Genomic DNA, 16,721 nt, shown 5'->3' with positions numbered 1-16,721 from the left:
CCGGGCGACCGAGACGTCGACGTCTCGGTCGCCCGGCCGGATGAACTTGAAGGCTACTTCTTTTTCTTGGGGGGGACGTCGTTGGGCCCGTAGAGGATGAAGGACGAGAAACTGGTCCCGCCCGTCACCAGCTCGAGCTCGGACTCGTCCAGCTCGTCGGCGTCGGCCTTGAGGGGCGGCAGGACGATCGTCAGGTCGGCGTCCTTCGCCTCCAGGACGTCGATCGTGAAGCCCTCGGGCACCTCCACGCCGGTCAGCTCCTTGACGGCGAGCCCCGGGTCCTTCAGGGCGAGCGCCCGGAACTCCCCGTCACGAGCGGCACGCTGCTTGAACTGCTCGATGGCCTGCGTCAACGATTCGGTATTCCAGTTCGACATGGTCACTCCTGCATAACATGCGATAAGCGGCTTACGCCTCATATTTTAATACCCGCTCGGACTCGCTTCGATTCCTCCATCACATCACCTGGTGATGGGCCCGCACACGATGCGAGTCCCCGCGTTGCCTGCCGGGTCGCTCACCTCGTCGTCCGGCTTGGCGTGGATGACCAGCGAGGTCCCCGCGCCGGAGAGCAGCGAGTGGCTGCCCTCGCCGAGGTTCACCCCGCTCGCCACCACGTCCACCGTGACCGCGCCGTCCTGGCCCACCTGGATGTTCGGAAGATCGCCGGCATGGGGCCCCGCCGGATTCTTGCGGCCGTGCTTCTTGGCGTCCGGGTTGAAGTGGGGGCCGGCCGAGGTGAACTCGGGCCCCTCGCACTTGCACGCCGCATGGAGGTGCATGGCGTGGACCCCGGGCGGCAGGCCCTGCGCCTTCAGGACGATGCGGACCCCGCCCTGGACCTCGGTGAGGGTGGCCGTGCCGACCTCGGCCCCTTGCGCGTTGCGCAGCACGGCGCCTGCCGTCGGGGACGCGGCTCCCGCGGCGGCCACCCCCACGGTCATGACCCCGGCGCACGCCAGGGCAAACACGGCTTCTCGCATCAATCGCATGAATCCTCCGCTCGGTATCGACCCGTATGCGGGCCCATGCTCGCCAACGGCGGGCGCGAGATCATCGTGCCAAACAGAGAGATTCTCGTCAGCGCGCCGAGCGAGGGTAGGTGATGCGGTAGATGCGCCCGCCGGCGTCGTCGCTTACCAGGAGCGCACCGTCGCGGGCGACCAGCACGTCCACCGGGCGCCCCCAGGCCTTGCGATCGCGCAGCCAGCCGGTGACGAAGTCCTCGTAGGCGACGGGCCTTGCGCCCTTGAAGCGGACCCGCACCACCTTGTAGCCGGTCGGGATCTCCCGGTTCCACGAGCCGTGGAAGGCCACGAAGGCGTCGCCGTGGTAGTCGGCGGGGAACTGCTTGCCCGTGTAGAAGGCGAGGCCCAAGGGGGCCGAGTGGGCCTGGAAGGCGAGCGCGGGCGGCACGGTCCCGGCGCAGAAGGCCGCATCCCCCAGGTCCGGATCGGGCCTGCGATCGCCCCAGCAGCGGGGCCAGCCGTAGTGGGCCCCTTCCTTCACCATGTTCAGCTCGTCGGGCGGCTGGTCGTCGCCGAGCCAGTCGCGCCCGTTGTCGGTCGCCCACAGGGCCCCGGTCGAAGGGTGCCAGACGAAGCCGACCGCGTTGCGCAGGCCCCGGGCGAAAATCCGGCGCTTGCTGCCGTCCGGCTCGAAGCGCATGATCGTCGCGCGGCGTTCGTCCTTCTCGACGCAGGCGTTGCAGTCGGAGCCGGCCGAGACGTAAAGGCCCCCGTCCGGGCCGAACCCGAGGGTCCGGGTCCAGTGCATGCCGCCCTCGGGCAGGTCGCGGGTCAGGACCTGCTTGCGGTCGGCCTTGCCGTCGCCGTCGGTGTCCTCGAGCCTCACGATGGCCGCCGTCTCGGCGACGTAGAGCGCCCCGTCACGCCAGGCGAGGCCGTGGGGGCGGTCGAGGCCCGAGGCGAAGATCCGGACGCGCTCGGCGCGGCCATCCCGGTCCCGATCGCTCAGGAGGAGGACCTCGCCTCGGTTCGGCCGGGTGACGGTCAGATCCCCCGCGGGCGAGAGGGCCATGAAGCGCACCCCGGGAAGGCCCTCGGCGTAGGGGGCGATCGCAAAGCCCCTTGGCAGGGCGATCGGATGGGGCAAGGGGGACGCAACGGCCCCCGGGCAGAGCGCCCCCATCCCGAGGGCAAGAAGCGAGAGCAAGCTCTTTCTCATCGCGAACCTCCAGCGGCAAGCGATCATACCACCGGAAAAGCCCGCGCGCTCATGGGCCGAGAGCCGCGATCACGCGCTCGGTGAAAGCGCCGGTCGAGAGGGGCTCGCAGTCGGGCGGGCAGACGTCGAAGGTCCTCGCGCCGCCCTCGACGGCATCGCTCAGCGCCCGCCGGATCCCGGCTGCCGCCTCGCCCAGGCCGAGCACCATCTCGAGCATGAGCGCTCCGGCGAGGATCGCCGCCGTCGGGTTCGCCCGCCCCGTCCCCTCGAGGATGGGGGCCGAGCCGTGCCCGGGCGAGAAGAGCCCGGGGCTCTTTCTGCACAGCACGGCGGAGGGGTGGAGGCCCAGGGATCCCGAGAGGCCCGCCGCCTGGGCGCTGAGGTGCTCGCCGGCCACTATCTCGGCCAGGATGACGTCGAACCGGCGCGGCGCCAAGGAGAGCTCCAGGACGCACTGGTCCAGATCCATGAGGGAAAAGCGCACCTGCGGGTAGTCGGCGGCCACCGCGGCCGTCACCTCCTGCCAGAGCAGGCCCGTTTCCAGCACCTTTCCGAGCCCCGCGAGCACCAGTTCGCCCCGCCGATGCCTGGCCGCGTCGAAGGCGGCCCGGGCGACCCGCTCGATCTCGCCCTCGGCGTAGGCGAGGGTATTCACCGCGAGGCGCCGGCCATCGCGCTGCTCGATGCCGCGCGGGCGCCCGAAGTAGAGCCCCGCCGAGACGTCCCGCACGACCATGAGGTCCACGCCCCGGACGACCGAGGGGCGAAAGGGCGAGATCCCGATCAGGCAATCCTCGACGCGGAAGGGGCGCAGGTTGGCGTAGGCGCCGAGCCAGCCGTGGAGGCTTTGCATGGCGAGCTTGGGCTCGGAGAGATAGGTGATGTGGCTCCAGTGGGCGCCCCCGACCGGCCCGAGCAGCACCCCGTCGACCTCTTCGCACAGGTGAACCGTCTTGATGGGAAGGGCAGGCTCTCCGGCTGCGAGGGCGGCATCGCCGATCAGGCCTCTGCGCAACTCGAGCCCGAAGCCGAAGCGATCGCCTGCCGCCACGAGCACGCGAAGGGCGGCCTCCATCACCTCCGGCCCGATGCCGTCGCCCGGCACCAGCCCCACCCGGATCGTCCTCACCTCACCTCCCTCGGCCTCCTCGCGAGCCCTCGGATCCAGGCATTCATAGCAGAATCGCCCGGCGAGGCGGAGCCTCGACCGAGCGATCGAAAACGGGTAAGGGCCGCGGCTAGCGCCAGCGGACCAGGGCGTTGGGCTGGTTGATGGTGATCTGCTGGTGCGCGATCGAGATGACCCCGTCGTCCTGGAGGCGGTTCAGCGCGCGGGTGACGGTCTCGCGGCTGGAGCCGACCATGTTGGCCAGGTCCTGGTGGGTCATCTTGAGGTTGATGAGGACCTTGCTGCCGATGACGCGGCCCTCGCTCTTGGAGAGCAGGTTGAGGGTGCTCGCGACGCGCTCGTGCACGTCCTTGAAGGCAAGGTCCTCGACCTGCTGGTTGACCTGGCGGATGCGGCGGGTGAGATCGCCCATGATCTGCATGGCGATGGAGGGGTTCTCGACCAGGATCCGCTCGAAATCGCGCTTGGCGACGGTGTGGACCGTGGCCGCGTCGTCGATGACCTCGGCGGTCGCCGAGCGGGGCAGGTTGTCGAAGATCGCCATCTCGCCGAAGAAGTCACCGGGCTGCATGATGGTGAGGGTCTTCTCGCGGCCGTCCTCGGTGATCTTGGAGATCTTCACCCGGCCCGCCTTGAGGATGTAGAGGGTGTCCCCCTCGTCGCCCTCGTGGAAGATGATGCTCTTCTTGGAGTAGCTCTTCTCGCCGGTGATCGAGGCGACGCGCGCCAGGCTCTCGGCGGAGACCCCCTTGAAGATCGAGACCCGCTGGAGGAAAGCGACGGCGTTCGTCGAGGATGTCACGGGAACTTCCTTGGGCGCCAACGGGAACCTCCTTCTCCCTCGAGCGGGATGCGTGCACGATGTCAACATGTCCAGGTCGCTGCGACGGTGGCATGCAATTATAACAACCGAGGAGGACTCGGAACAAGATCGAAAGCTCGCTTGCCAGGCGGGTTAACGAAACGTAACACGACCCCAGGCGTTACATAACCTGGCTTGCCCCTAACATAACAAGCCCTGATTACGTTAGGCCGTGCGCTTTGTCACATGTCGGGGCCGCAAAAAAAGCGGGAGGCAATGCCTCCCGCTCGAAGCGCGTCTCAGGCCCGGGCCGGCGCCTCCGGGTGAAACTCGTCGGTCGGGCGATCGCTTCTCAGACCGAGGAAGTAGCGGATCGCCTCCACGATGCGCGCGGCCGCCCGGCCGTCGCCGTAGGGGTTCACCGCGTTCGCCATCCGGGCGTAGGCGCTCGCGTCGTCGAGCAGCTCCTGGGCGTTGCGGAAGATGTCCTCGCGCTTGACGCCCACCAGCCGCACGGTGCCGGCCTCGACCGCCTCGGGGCGCTCGGTGGTGGTGCGCATGACGAGCACCGGCTTGCCGAGGCTCGGGCCCTCCTCCTGCACCCCGCCCGAGTCGGTCAGGATGAGGGTCGCTTCCTTCATGGCCTTCACGAAGGGGGCGTAGTCGAGCGGGTCGATGATCCGCACCCGCTCGAGCGTGCCCAGGATCTCGCGGACGGTGTCCTGGACGATGGGGTTCAGGTGTGCGGGGAAGACCACGTCGATGTCGGGGTTGCGCGCGACGAGATCCCGCACCGCCCAGCAGATGTCCCGCAGGGGCTCGCCCCAGTTCTCGCGGCGGTGGGCCGTCACGAGGATCGTCCGGCGAGGCGCGGGGGCGGCCTCGATCTTGAGCGCGGTCTCGAGCAGGGCGTCGATGACGGTGTTGCCCGTCAGGAAGATCCCCTCGGGGGCGATCCCGTCGTGCCGCAAGTTCGCGACCGCGGTCGAGGTCGGGGCGAAGTGCAGGCGCGTGAGCTGGCTGGCCACGCGCCGGTTCATCTCCTCGGGGAAGGGGTTGTAGAGGTCGTCGGTGCGCAGGCCCGCCTCCACGTGGCCCACCGGGATCCGCTCGTAGAAGGCGGCCAGGCTGCTTGCCATGGTGGTGGTGGTGTCGCCGTGGACCAGCACCAGCCGGGGCTTCAGGTCCTTGAGGACCGGGGTGAGCTGGGTGAGGACCCGGCCCGTCAGATCCGGCAGGGTCTGGCCCGGCTGCATCAGGTCCAGGTCGGCGTCCGGGACGATGCCGAACAGGTCGAGCACCTGGTCGAGCATCTGGCGGTGCTGGGCGGTGACGCAGACCTTGAGGTCGAGGTCGTGGCAAGCAGCGATCGCAAGGACCACCGGCGCCATCTTGATGGCCTCGGGGCGGGTGCCGAAGACGCAGAGAACAGTGGGTTTACTCACCTTTGGATTCCTTGGTGGCCGTGAGGCGCGAAGCGCGGTAGAGACGGAAGATGCCGTACGCCAGGAAACAGGCGCCTGCCAGCAGCACCGGGTAGCCGCCCTGCACCCCGGCGAGCCAGAGGGCGGTGCCCGCGAGCGTCAGGCAGATGCCGTAGATGACGAGCACCGCGCGGCGCTGGGTCAGCCCCGCGTCCAGCAGGCGGTGGTGAAGGTGGCCGCGGTCCGGGCTGAAGATGGGCTTGCGGTTCCAGGCCCGCCGCAGGATGGCGAAGGCCGTGTCCAGGATGGGCACGCCCAGGATCAAGAGGGGCAGGGCGAAGGCCACCGCCGCCACCAGCTTGAGCACCCCCATGATCGAGATGGAGGCGAGGGTGAAGCCCAAGAAGAGCGCCCCGCCGTCCCCCATGAAGATCTTGGCCGGGTTGAAGTTGTAGCGCAGAAAGCCGATGGTCGCCCCGGCCAGGGCGAGGGCCATCAGGCCCGCGATGGGCTGGTTGGTCTGGAGGGCGATGATCCCGATGGTGCCCGCCGCGATCAGGCTGACCCCGCCCGCCAGCCCGTCCAGGCCGTCGATCAGGTTGATGGTGTTGGTGATGCCGACCAGGTAGAAGACCGTCACCGCCGCCGGGACGATGCCCGGCAGGAAGTACAGGCCGCTCGCCCAGGGGTTCGAGACGAACTCGATCCGCACCCCGTAGGTGTAGGCCGCCAGCGCCGCGAGGATCTGGAGGGCGAACTTCAGCTTGGCGTTGAGGGGCTTGAGGTCGTCGACGATGCCCACCAGGAACATCAGGGCCCCGCCGACCAGCACCCCGCGCAGCGGCCCCTCGAGGGCGAAGAGCTCGCCGGGCACCAGCAGCTCGAGGGCCAGCAGCCCGATGAAGAAGCCCGCGAAGATGGCCACGCCCCCGAGGCGGGGGATGGGGATGGTGTGGACCTTGCGCGCATCCGGTTGGTCCACCTTGCCGATCTTGTAGGCGAGGCGGACGACCCACGGGATGAGGATGTCCGTGGCCAGCCAGGGGGCCATCACGGACAGGGCAACGACGAGCAGCCAGTAATCGGTCACGACAGCCTTACTTCACGCTCGCTGCCGGAGCGCCCTCGTACAGGGGGAAGGCGGCGCAGAGGCTGGCCACCGTCCGCTCGACCTGGGTGCGGACCATCGGGCTCTCGGGATCCCGCAGCAGACTCGCGATCGCCTCGGCGATCCGGTCCATCTCGGGCTCCTTCATGCCGCGGGTGGTCACGGCGGGGGTGCCGATGCGGACGCCCGAGGTGACGAACGGGCTCTCGGGGTCGTTGGGGATGGTGTTCTTGTTGACGGTGATCCCCACCTCGTCCATCAGGGCGCTCGCGGCCTTGCCCGTGAGGCTGACCGAGCGGACGTCCAGGCTGAAGAGGTGGTTGTCGGTGCCGCCCGAGACGATGCGCAGGCCCTCCTTGGAAAGGCGCTCGGCCAGGCGCTTGGCGTTGGCGATCACCTGGCGCTGGTAGTCGGCGAAGGCGGGCTCCAGGGCCTCCTTGAGGGCGACGGCCTTGGCCGCGATGACGTGCATGAGCGGGCCGCCCTGGGTGCCGGGGAAGACCGCCTTGTCGACGGCCTTGGCCCACTCCGCGGTGCAGAGGATCATGCCGCCGCGCGGGCCGCGCAGGGTCTTGTGGGTGGTGGTGGTGACGAAGTGGGCGTGCGGCACGGGGCTCGGGTGCAGCCCGGCCGCCACCAGACCCGCGATGTGGGCCATGTCGACCATCAGGAGGGCGCCGACGGAGTCGGCGATCGCCCGGAAGCGCGCGAAGTCGATGACGCGCGAGTAGGCCGAGGCCCCCGCGATGATCAGCTTGGGCTTGTGCTCCTGGGCGAGCTGCTCGAGGGCCTCGTAGTCGATGCGCTCGGTCTCGGGGTCCACGCCGTAGGGCACGATGTTGTAGAAGAGGCCCGAGAAGTTGACGGGGCTGCCGTGGGTGAGGTGGCCGCCGTGGGCGAGGTTCATGCCGAGCACCGTGTCGCCGGGCTTGAGGGCCGCCACGAAGACCGCGGTGTTGGCGTTGGCGCCCGAGTGGGGCTGGACGTTGGCGTGCTCGGCCCCGAAGAGCTGCTTGGCGCGCTCGATGGCCAGGGTCTCGATGCCGTCGACGTACTCGCAGCCGCCGTAGTAGCGCTTGCCGGGATAGCCCTCGGCGTACTTGTTGGTGGGCACCGTGCCCATGGCCTCCATCACCGCCTGGCTGGTGAAGTTCTCGGAGGCGATGAGCTCGAGGTTGCCGCGCTGGCGGCCCAGCTCCTGGTCGATGAGGGCGGCGATGTCGGGGTCGGCCTGGCGAAGGTGCGGAAACTCGTTCAAAGCTGAATCCTCGTACAGTTAGAGCGTGACGGCGTCGATCATGGCGACGCGGGCCTCGTGGCGCCCCCCCTCGAAGGGGGTCTCCAGGAAGACCCGCAGGATTTCTTGGGCCATGTCGGGGCCCACCAGGCGCGCGCCGAGGCAGACGATGTTGGCATCGTTGTGCTCGCGGGCGAGGCGGGCCGAAACGGGCTCGTTGACCAGGGCCGCGCGGGCCCCCTCGATGCGGTTGGCCGCGATCGAGACCCCGATCCCCGATCCGCAGACCAGGACGCCGCGCTCGGCGCGCCCGGAGGTGATCTCGCGGGCGAGCGCATGGGCGATGGGGGGGTAGTCGGTGCGGGTGGTGTCGTGGCAGCCCAGATCCGAGACGACGTGGCCTTGGGAGAGGAGCCAGGCCTCGAGGGCTTCCTTGAGGTCGAAGCCGGCGTGGTCGCTACCGAGCGCGATGCGCAATTCTAGTCCTCCTGGTGCCAGCGTGCGCCGGCGTTCAGCGTACGGATGACAGTATATCGCGTTTCGAGGAGGGCCGGAAGCGGCCCCGCGTTCAAGCGAAGGAGGCCGGGTCGTCCAGGGTGAGCGGCCCGAGGGCTCCGCCGCGCAGGTCCGAGAGGAAGGTGCGGGCCGTGCGCTCGTGATCGACCTGGTCGCCCTGCTTGAGGAAGCCGCGCTTGCGGCCGATGACCTCGAGGCTGGGCTCCGGGCCGAACGCCGCGAGGGTCGAAGGGGCGTGCTCCTGCAGGATCCCGATGGCGAAGCGCGCGACCTCGATCGGGTCGTAGGCCTGGCTGCCCACCCCGCCGGTCATGGCGAGCTTGAGCGCGACGATGGGCTCGCCGAGCTTGGGCGGGATGATGCCGGGGGTGTCCATCAGCTCCAGGTCCTTGCCGATGCGGATCCAGGAGACGGCCCGGGTCACGCCCGGCTTGTCCCCGGTCCTGGCGCGGCCGGTCTTGGTCAGGCGGTTGATGAGCGAGCTCTTCCCCACGTTCGGCAGGCCCACCACCATGATCCGCGCGGGGCGCGGCAGGCGGCCGCGAGCCTTGACCTTGGCCTGCACCACCTCGTTGAGCCGGGTGATCTCCTGCTTGAGCGCAGAGATCCCCTCGCCCTTGAGCGAGTTCATGGCGATCGCGGGCTGCCCCTGGCTGCGCAGCAGCTTGATCCAGGCCTGGGTGCGCGCGGGGTCGGCCAGGTCGGTCTTGGTCAGCACCACGATCGAGGGCTTGCCCTTGATGAGCTCGGTCGTCTGGCCGAAGCGGCTGCTCGCCGGGATGCGCGCGTCCACCAGCTCCAGCACGAAGTCGATGATCTGGAGCCTCTCGCGAAGCTCGCGCTGGGCCTTGGCGATGTGCCCCGGGAACCACTGGACGGTGGGATAGGGGGAGGAGGGCTTCTCCTCGTCTTCGTCGCGATGGGGATCGGTCATGGTGCGTTCCTGACTGAGTAGATAGGGCGAGCCCCGGAGCGACTGCGCCTGACGGCATACGCTCCGGGGCTCGGAAGGCATTGAGGCCTACTTGGCGTTGCGCGCCTTCTCCTTGATGCGGGCAGCCTTGCCCTGCAGGCCGCGGAGGTAGTAGAGCTTGGCACGACGGACGTCACCGCGGCGCAGCACCTCGATCTTGTCGATGCGGGGCGAGTGCAGCAGGAACACGCGCTCGACGCCCACACCCTGGAAGATGCGGCGGACGGTCACGGTCTGGTTGAGGCCCGAGCCGCGGCGCTTGATGACGACGCCTTCGTAGCCCTGGATGCGCTCCTTGCCGCCCTCAACGATCTTGGCGTAGACCTTGACGGTGTCGCCGGGGTTGATCGCAGGCACCGACTCCTTGAGCTGGGCTTTCTCGATCTCGTTGATGACGTCGCGCGCAATCAGGCGGGTGCTCATTGGTGTCTCCTTAGATAGGGATCCGACTTAGATGCGGAGCCGGCCATGAAGCCGGTCAGTGGCAAACAGGTACTGCGATCTGGAAGTTTATCACAGTCAAAAATGAGATGCAACCTGATCTTAACCATCCAGCTCGACCGAATCCTGGATCGCCAGCGGGATCTCCGGATCCGGGGTGCGGGTGAGGACCTCGAGGCCGCAGGACGCCTCGGCGCTGAGCTCGCGCTCCTGCTTCCAGGCGTTGCCCTGCTTGCGATAGACCGCAAGGGTCATGTTGGCGAGCTGGGTGTTGTAGGCGTAGGCGCTCTCACCGGAGGGATCCTGGTAGGCGAGGCCTGCCGTGCGACCGTAGGGCACCTCGATGGTGCCCTCGAAGCGGCGATCGCCCCGGATCACGTCGAAGTACCAGCCGTTCGGGTCGTAGCGCCCCTTGGCGCCGAGCAGCTGGCGCAGGTCGTTGACGACGTGCTCCTCGCCGTCGTAGCAGAAGCGGAAGGCGTTCAGGCGAGGTTGCAGGAGGCCGCCGGGATCGGTCGCGATCGCCTCGAAGGAGGCGTCGGGATCCTCGCGGAAGGTGGCGCAGTGGGCCCAGGCCGAGCCCCGCGGCAGGCGAGGCCCCCAGGAATGGAGCTGGACGCCGACCGCCCCGTTCAGCTCGATGCGCCGCTTGTTGAAGAGGACCTCGCCGCTGATGCGCAGATCCGGGTTGGGGACCAGGACCTTGGAGGCGATGAGGCCGGAGTCGTAGAAGGCCTTGAGCGGGTAGGGCCGAAAGGAGGTGGCAGCCCCCTCCCAGTGCATGACCCACGCGAGGCGCTGGCCGTCGCCCTCGATCCGGCCGCGGGCGCTCTTGTGGGTCAGGACGGCGCGCTCGATCTGGAAGGCGAAGGGGCGGCGGTCGAAGCGCGCCTGCTCGAAGGGGCGCACCTCGCGGATGATGATGTGCTTGTGCGTGCCGGCGCCGTTGAAGGCGATGCCCCACAGCTCGACGAAGGCCTCCCCCTCGACGGGGGCGACCAGGACGTAGCGCAGCCAAAGGGCGACCCCCTGCCGGGGGTCGCTCACCTTGAGGGTATAGGCTTCGTGCCAACCGGACTGGCCACTCCAGACCGTCAGGTTGTCGCGCTCGGCGCCCCCTTGCTTCTGCGGACGCGGCGGCATGCGTGGCGACCGGGGGCTAGGCGCCCAGGCGGTAGCCGAAGCCGCGAACGGTCTGGATGAACTTGGGGTTCGAGGGGTCCTCCTCGATCTTCTCGCGCAGCCAGCGGATGTGGACGTCGACGGTCTTGGTGTCGCCGTAGAAGTCCAGGCCCCAGACCTGCTCCAGCAGCTCCTCGCGGGAGAAGACGCGACCCGGCGTGCCCATGAGCATGGCGAGGATCTTGAACTCCTTGGGCGAGAGCTCGACCTCGCGATCGCCGACCATCACGCGGTGCTCGGAGAGGTTGATCATCAGGTCGCCGTGCTGGAAGACCTTGCTCTTGCTCTCGACGTCGCTGGGCTTGCTGCGGCGCAGCAGGGCCTTGATGCGGGCGACCAGCTCGCGGAGGCTGAAGGGCTTGATCAGGTAATCGTCGGCGCCGACCTCGAGGCCGATGACGCGGTCGATCTCCTCGCCCTTGGCGGTGAGCATGATGATGGGGATGTCGTTCTGCTCGCGGCGCAAGAGACGGCAGACCTCGAGGCCGCTCAGCTTGGGCAGCATGAGGTCCAGGACGATCAGGTTGGGCTTCGCGAGCTGGACTTGCTGGAGGGCCTCCTGTCCATCGTGGGCCTTGACGACCTCGTAACCCTCTTGCATGAGAGCGAACTCGATGGACTCGACGATCATCTCTTCGTCGTCGACAAGCAGAATCTTCTCGGCCATTGCCACTCCTTTGCAAGCGCGTGAGTCGCTCGGTGAAAAAGCCCGCGCACGAGCATTTTACCCACCTCAGGCGGGTTTCTTAACCTTGATTCTATCACTGGGCCTTAACCTTGACAAGAAATCGCTAAGGAGGTCTTAAGGCCTAGAAGCGACGTTGCCAGTTCAGGGTGGCCGAGGGGTTGGCGCCACCCAGGTTCTCGAGGTACGGCTTCTGCGCTCCCTGGATCTCGTTGTTGTCCACTCCCGCCTGCAGCGACAGGAACTCGTTGAACCGGTAGTTCAAGCCCGCCTGGTAAACGTTCTTGCCGTCGGTGCGGAAGGTGTAGCGACCCGAGAGGGAGACTCCGCCGAAGAGGGGCTTGGTTTCCGTGTACATGGAGGGGCTGAGGCCCAGCCCCGAGAAGATCGCCATCTTCTCGGCGTTGCCGACCATCGAGACCAGATCGAAACCGAAGGACTCGAGCGGCAGGAAGCTCTGCAGGCCCGAGGTCACGGGGGTGAAGAAGCGACGGCTCGCCGTCGAGAGGAAGCCCGAGACCTCGGTGGTCACGATGGCCCTGGTCCTGTCGTCCTTCTTGCCGTCGTCGCCGCTCTGCATGATGCCGCCGCCGATGATGCCCGTGACCAGGTACTCCTTGCCGAGCACCTTCTCGATGCGGTCCTGGGAGAGGTTCTGGATGTTGGTGCACTCGAACTTGCGCTCCATGTTCTGGAGGCTGCCGGTGACCGTCGCCTTGACCTCGAGCATCCCTCCGTTGCGGTTCGCCTCGGGATTCGGGAAGTCCAGCGGGTTGTAGTCGTAGACCTGGCCCTTGGCGACGACGTTGAGGCGCGCGTTGGGCAGCTTGGAGTCCCCCTGCGCGATCCCGAAGGAGGGCAGCAGGTCGTCGAAACCCTCGGTCGCCGCGTCGGGGGTCACCCCCTGCCCCAGGAACTCGATGGTCCCGCCCACGATGTCGAAGGGGCTGTTGAGGGGCACGAAGGTCCCGCTTCGCACGTTGATCGTGCCCCGCGCCTGGGGCGCGTCGAGCATGCCGTTCACGAGCAGGCCGCCGTCGATCCCCGCCTCGAACATGCGCGCATCCCCCAGGGCAATCACGGCCTTGTTGCCGAGCACCGTGATCCCGTCGTGGATGCGCAGGTTCAGGTCCTTGATCTCGATGGGCACCGCGGGGCCGGCGGCCGCGGCGCTCCCGCCGCCCTCGGCCCCCATCATCGCCTCCAGGTCCACGGTACCGCGGCTCATGGCGACCGTCCCCCCGATGACCGGCCGGCGAACCGTCCCCCCGATCTCCAGCGAGGCATCGACCATTCCGCTGTAGAGGCCGCTCGTCATCTCCAGGTGGGTCTGGCGCGCGATCGCCTGCAAGCGCAGCTTGTCGGGCTGGAACTGCTTGAGCATGACCTGGCCGGTCGCAAGCAGGGTTCCCTTGCCGTAGAGGGCCGACGCCCGCTCGATCGAGATGGCCTTGGTCGAGATGGTCGCCAGCGCGCGGATCTCGTGGATGTCGTTCTTGAGGTTGCGCTCGCGGATCGTCACCCCCCTCAGGTCGATGTTGCCCGAGAGCTCGGGGGTCTCGAGCGTCCCGCCCAGCTTGAGCGTGACGCTGCCAGGGCCGCCCTTCCACAGGATCTCGCCTCGGGTGAGGGCCGTGACGATGGCGAGGCTCTCGTCCTTGAGGTCGAGGGCCACGTCGAGCGAGTTCCCGGCGAGGGCGGGAATGACGGGGAGCTCACCCGAGATGTGGGCCTCGTGGCCGTCCTTGACGACCTTGGAGCTCTCGATGGTCACGCGCCCCCGGTAGTACGAGGCCTTGGCGTCGGCCCGGGTGAAGGTGAAGCGGTTCTCCTCGTCCTCCTTGGGCTTTCCGCTCGAAGGCCCGATGGCGCCGTTGCCCACCTCGGCGACGATCTCGAAGCGCGGGTCGGCCAGATCCCCCTTCGCGAGCAGGGTGAAGCCGCCGCGACCCGAGAGCGCGAGCTCCTGGGCGCGCAGGTAGGGGTTGACCCAGCTCAAGTCCAGGTTGCTGCCGTAGATGGCGAGGGTGCCGTCCTGGCCGAGCACTCCGCGCGCCTGGAGGGCGGCCCCGGTCTCCGAGGCAGCGCCCGCGGCCGGAGCCTCGAACAAGTCGAAGACCGGCACGTAGAGGCGCTGGTTGCGGTAGACCGCCGTCAGGCTGGCGTTACGCATGGGGTGGCCGTAGACCACTCCGTCCTTGAGGCGGGCGCGCACGCGCACCTCGGGCTCGCTCACGAGGCCCTGGTAGGCGAGATCCAGGTTGAAGCGGCCATCCACCGCCTGCCAGAAGGGCAGCTTGGAGCCGGCGAAGTCCTCCCCGACGCTCAGGGGCTCCAGGTGACGGCGCTCCCAGTGGGCGATCAGCTCCTTCAAGGAGACGGAGCCGCCGGTGCTCGGAGGCACGTCGTCGGCGAGGGTCGCTACCTCCGTGGGCGGCCCCTCGGGCTCCTTCTCGCCGAAACGGCGGTCGATCCAGGTCCCGCGCAGCAACTGCTCCCAGTGGAGGGCCGTCATGAGGTCCTTGGCGCTCGCGTCCTGGATGCTCACCTCCAGGTCGGCGGCGGGCACCGGCCGGTCGAAGGCCAGCGACCCTCGCACGGTCGCGCCCACCCCCCTGGGCAGGCGGATGGCCAGCTCGGGGAACGTCAGGTGCTGGTGGCCGAAGTAGACGGGCCCCGAGACGCGCTGCAGGTGCCCGAGGCGCGCCGCGTCGATCTCGGTGCCGAGCGCCTCGGCCTGCATGCGCCAGGCCGTCCCGTCACTCTCGACGCTGCCGGTGGCCGAGACGCGGCCCTTCAGCTCGCCGGCCTGAGAGGCGAGCTCGGCCTGCAGGGGCTCGACCCGCGCGAGCTCCAGGCCCTTGGCGGTGAAGTCCGCCCGCAGGCGCGGCAGCTTGCTCGAAGGCGCCGCCAGGTCGATCATGGCGCTGCCCGCCACCGCCCCGTCCGCGAGGGCCGCAGCCACTCCCGACAGCTGAAGCTGGCCGCCCGCGACCGCCCAGCTCGCCGTGGCCTCCTCGATAGGCTGCTTGGCGATGCTGGCCGAGCGGAGCGCGGCCTCGCCGCGGGCGCGGATCTCGGCGATGCGGGTCCAGTCGCCCGCGAACGAGCCGCTCGCCGCGGCGCTGCCCGTGACCGGGGCCTCGACGCCGAGGGGACCGAGGGCCTCGAGGGGCAGGGACTGCGCGTCGAAGCGGCCCGCGAAGACGCCCGTCTCGGTGCCGTTGGCCGAGAAGCGCAGCAGGCCCTCGCCGAGCCCGACCTCGCCCTCGGGGACGCGCCAGCGGTGATCGGCGTAGGCGAAGGAAGCCCGGGCGGCCGAGAAACCCTGGGCGGCGTAGCGGGCGTCCGCGATCCGGACCGAGCCGGTCGCCACGGGCCTCAGGGTGGTGCCCGTGACGCTGACCTGGCCCTCGAGCTTACCTGTAACGCTCGGCACGTCCTTCACGTAGCGCGAAAGGGTCTCGGGGACGTCCACCCCCGCCCAGCGGGCCTCGGTCGTGAGCCTGGGGTTCTCCTCGAGAGTGAAGCTCGAGCGGCCGGTGACCGTTCCGCCGTTGAGTGTCGCCTGCCAGCGCGGGAGGGTGACGTCCATCCCCTCGTAGTGGATGTCGGCGGACACGTCGCGCGCGACCTGCTCGAGCACGCGCCCCTCGGCCATGGTCGCCTTGGCGTCCACGACCGGGCGCAGGGTGGTGCCGCTCACCACCGCGGTCCCCTGCGCGAGGCCGTTGATGCCGTAAGAGGCGAGATCCGGAACCAGGGGGATCAGGGTCGCCACGTCGACCCGGGGGGCGCCGCCCGTGAAGCGCAGGCGCATGGCGGGCTTGCCCAGGTCGAGCACCCTGCCGGTCGCCGAGAAGCGGTTGCCCGCCATGGCGCCGCTCGCCTCGCTCACCACCACCTCGTTCAGGTCGAAGGTGGCGCGGGCCTGGACGTCCTGCACCGGCAGGCGAACGCCGCGCGCGTCAAGGGAGGCGTCGGTGACCTGCACGTCACCCTTCAGAGTGAGGTTCTCGGGGCTCTCCCACTGGATGCGGGCGCCCACCCGGGCGGCGCCGCCGGTGATGAGGAAGTCGGGCGACGAGGCCAGGTAGTTGACCCAGCGCGCCGTGGGAAGGGCCTGCACCTCGGCGTCGATCCGGCCGCTCATGCGCTCCAGGTGGATCGCGCCATGGGCGCTGAGGCGCGCGGGGGCCTCTCGGGCCGAGGCCTGGAACTTGAGCACCTTGTCGACGATGTCCACCTGCCCCGAGAGGTCGCGCGCCTCGGCCCTGAAGTCGGCCACGCGGTACATGGCATGGTCGCGCCAGGCGGCGCTGCCGTCGTGGACGCGGACCCGGATGGGAGGCAGGTCGGGGAGCTTGGTGGGGCCGGCAGGGCCCTGCGCGAAGGTCGGGACGTAATCGAGCGAGCCCGTGGCTGAGCGCGAGAGGAAGAAGCGCGGCCGGTAGACGTCCACCATGACAGGGCGCTTGCCGAGGCGAAGGATCTCGATGATCGAGTACGAGGCCCGGATGAGGGGCGCCTCGGCGATGACCGGCGCTCCCTTGCGGTGCGAGCCGTAGATCTTGACGTCGCGGATCGTCAGGCCATCCCAGTAGGGCCCCTCGACCTTGCCGACGGAGACGGGCACCCCGAGCGCGAGCGAGACGCCCGCCTCGACCGCCCTGACCCCCTCATGGAGCAGGGCGTGGCGCGACTGGTAGAAGGAGATCCCCGCAACCGTCAGCACCCCGCCCAGAAGGCAGGTGAGGATCAGCAACACGCGGCTGATGACGGTTATGAGCGACACCCTGGAGGCCGGCGGCGGCGTCGAGGGCGCGAGGTCTTGGGTCTCTTTCACGGCGCCTCTTGGGGGGCCCGACAAAACCAGGCGGATCACGACCGTTGGCCACCGCGGGCGACCAGGGAGGAACGGTCTCGTCAGGCGCCTCTGATTATATCGCGCGGCGATCGCGAATGCACGGCCCGCGCACCGGAGGACATGGCCCCGCGTCGCGGGGCCGAAGTTCCGACGCGACGGCGCAAAAAAAG

General features: G+C 69.0%; 14 protein-coding genes. All 14 read right to left on the bottom strand.

Going from position 1 to position 16,721, the window contains the following annotated elements; all coding sequences use genetic code 11:
* Window positions 1-53 precede the first annotated feature (53 nt).
* The 14 genes from V6D00_09300 to V6D00_09235 all read right to left on the bottom strand — a co-directional run bounded on the left by V6D00_09300 (window position 54) and on the right by V6D00_09235 (window position 16,530).
* Window positions 54-377 (bottom strand): hypothetical protein, encoded by a 324-nt coding sequence (locus V6D00_09300; GenBank protein ID HEY9899363.1) that lies wholly within the window; start codon window positions 375-377, stop codon window positions 54-56.
* Between the two features lie 84 nt (window positions 378-461).
* A complete protein-coding gene (locus V6D00_09295; GenBank protein HEY9899362.1) occupies window positions 462-992 on the bottom strand; it encodes a superoxide dismutase family protein in 531 nt (176 codons plus the stop codon).
* An 88-nt stretch (window positions 993-1,080) separates the two neighbouring features.
* The gene (locus V6D00_09290) at window positions 1,081-2,187 is read right to left on the bottom strand and encodes a sorbosone dehydrogenase family protein (protein ID HEY9899361.1); all 1,107 of its coding nucleotides are present in this window, start codon (window positions 2,185-2,187) and stop codon (window positions 1,081-1,083) included.
* Between the two features lie 49 nt (window positions 2,188-2,236).
* Window positions 2,237-3,316: an isocitrate/isopropylmalate family dehydrogenase gene (locus V6D00_09285; protein HEY9899360.1), complete on the bottom strand. Its 1,080-nt coding sequence runs from the start codon at window positions 3,314-3,316 to the stop codon at window positions 2,237-2,239.
* Between the two features lie 109 nt (window positions 3,317-3,425).
* Window positions 3,426-4,118: a Crp/Fnr family transcriptional regulator gene (locus V6D00_09280; protein HEY9899359.1), complete on the bottom strand. Its 693-nt coding sequence runs from the start codon at window positions 4,116-4,118 to the stop codon at window positions 3,426-3,428.
* A gap of 299 nt (window positions 4,119-4,417) precedes the next feature.
* Window positions 4,418-5,563 (bottom strand): UDP-N-acetylglucosamine 2-epimerase (non-hydrolyzing), encoded by a 1,146-nt coding sequence (wecB, locus tag V6D00_09275; GenBank protein ID HEY9899358.1) that lies wholly within the window; start codon window positions 5,561-5,563, stop codon window positions 4,418-4,420.
* Window positions 5,556-6,632 (bottom strand): MraY family glycosyltransferase, encoded by a 1,077-nt coding sequence (locus V6D00_09270; protein HEY9899357.1) that lies wholly within the window; start codon window positions 6,630-6,632, stop codon window positions 5,556-5,558. Before V6D00_09270 ends, wecB begins: the two co-directional genes overlap by 8 nt.
* Window positions 6,633-6,639: 7 nt before the next feature.
* The gene (gene glyA / locus V6D00_09265) at window positions 6,640-7,908 is read right to left on the bottom strand and encodes a serine hydroxymethyltransferase (GenBank protein ID HEY9899356.1); all 1,269 of its coding nucleotides are present in this window, start codon (window positions 7,906-7,908) and stop codon (window positions 6,640-6,642) included.
* An 18-nt stretch (window positions 7,909-7,926) separates the two neighbouring features.
* Window positions 7,927-8,364 (bottom strand): ribose 5-phosphate isomerase B, encoded by a 438-nt coding sequence (gene rpiB, locus V6D00_09260; protein ID HEY9899355.1) that lies wholly within the window; start codon window positions 8,362-8,364, stop codon window positions 7,927-7,929.
* 91 nt (window positions 8,365-8,455) lie between these two features.
* Window positions 8,456-9,337 carry a ribosome biogenesis GTPase YlqF gene (gene ylqF / locus V6D00_09255; protein ID HEY9899354.1) on the bottom strand — a complete coding sequence of 294 codons (882 nt, stop codon included), beginning with the start codon at window positions 9,335-9,337 and terminating at the stop codon, window positions 8,456-8,458.
* A gap of 87 nt (window positions 9,338-9,424) precedes the next feature.
* Complete coding sequence (gene rplS / locus V6D00_09250) at window positions 9,425-9,799, bottom strand: 50S ribosomal protein L19 (GenBank protein HEY9899353.1); 375 nt, start codon at window positions 9,797-9,799, stop codon at window positions 9,425-9,427.
* 120 nt (window positions 9,800-9,919) lie between these two features.
* Window positions 9,920-10,960, bottom strand: a complete 1,041-nt coding sequence (locus V6D00_09245) for a hypothetical protein (GenBank protein ID HEY9899352.1) — start codon at window positions 10,958-10,960, stop codon at window positions 9,920-9,922.
* Window positions 10,961-10,976: 16 nt separating this feature from the next.
* Window positions 10,977-11,666 carry a response regulator transcription factor gene (locus V6D00_09240; GenBank protein HEY9899351.1) on the bottom strand — a complete coding sequence of 230 codons (690 nt, stop codon included), beginning with the start codon at window positions 11,664-11,666 and terminating at the stop codon, window positions 10,977-10,979.
* Window positions 11,667-11,808: 142 nt separating this feature from the next.
* Window positions 11,809-16,530, bottom strand: coding sequence for a translocation/assembly module TamB domain-containing protein (locus V6D00_09235; protein ID HEY9899350.1), 4,722 nt, complete (start codon window positions 16,528-16,530; stop codon window positions 11,809-11,811).
* Window positions 16,531-16,721: the final 191 nt, after the last annotated feature.

Source organism: Pantanalinema sp. (assembly GCA_036704125.1).
Classification (GTDB): domain Bacteria; phylum Cyanobacteriota; class Sericytochromatia; order S15B-MN24; family UBA4093; genus JAGIBK01.
Note: the sequence above shows the minus strand (reverse complement) of the source record. Positions and strands in the feature narration are given on the sequence as shown.

Coding starts and splice junctions, on each gene's coding strand:
- V6D00_09300 (HEY9899363.1), bottom strand. CDS start 377: ATGTCGAACTGGAATACCGAATCGTTGACGCAGGCCATCGAGCAGTTC.
- V6D00_09295 (HEY9899362.1), bottom strand. CDS start 992: ATGCGATTGATGCGAGAAGCCGTGTTTGCCCTGGCGTGCGCCGGGGTC.
- V6D00_09290 (HEY9899361.1), bottom strand. CDS start 2,187: ATGAGAAAGAGCTTGCTCTCGCTTCTTGCCCTCGGGATGGGGGCGCTC.
- ylqF (HEY9899354.1), bottom strand. CDS start 9,337: ATGACCGATCCCCATCGCGACGAAGACGAGGAGAAGCCCTCCTCCCCC.
- rplS (HEY9899353.1), bottom strand. CDS start 9,799: ATGAGCACCCGCCTGATTGCGCGCGACGTCATCAACGAGATCGAGAAA.
- V6D00_09245 (HEY9899352.1), bottom strand. CDS start 10,960: ATGCCGCCGCGTCCGCAGAAGCAAGGGGGCGCCGAGCGCGACAACCTG.
- V6D00_09240 (HEY9899351.1), bottom strand. CDS start 11,666: ATGGCCGAGAAGATTCTGCTTGTCGACGACGAAGAGATGATCGTCGAG.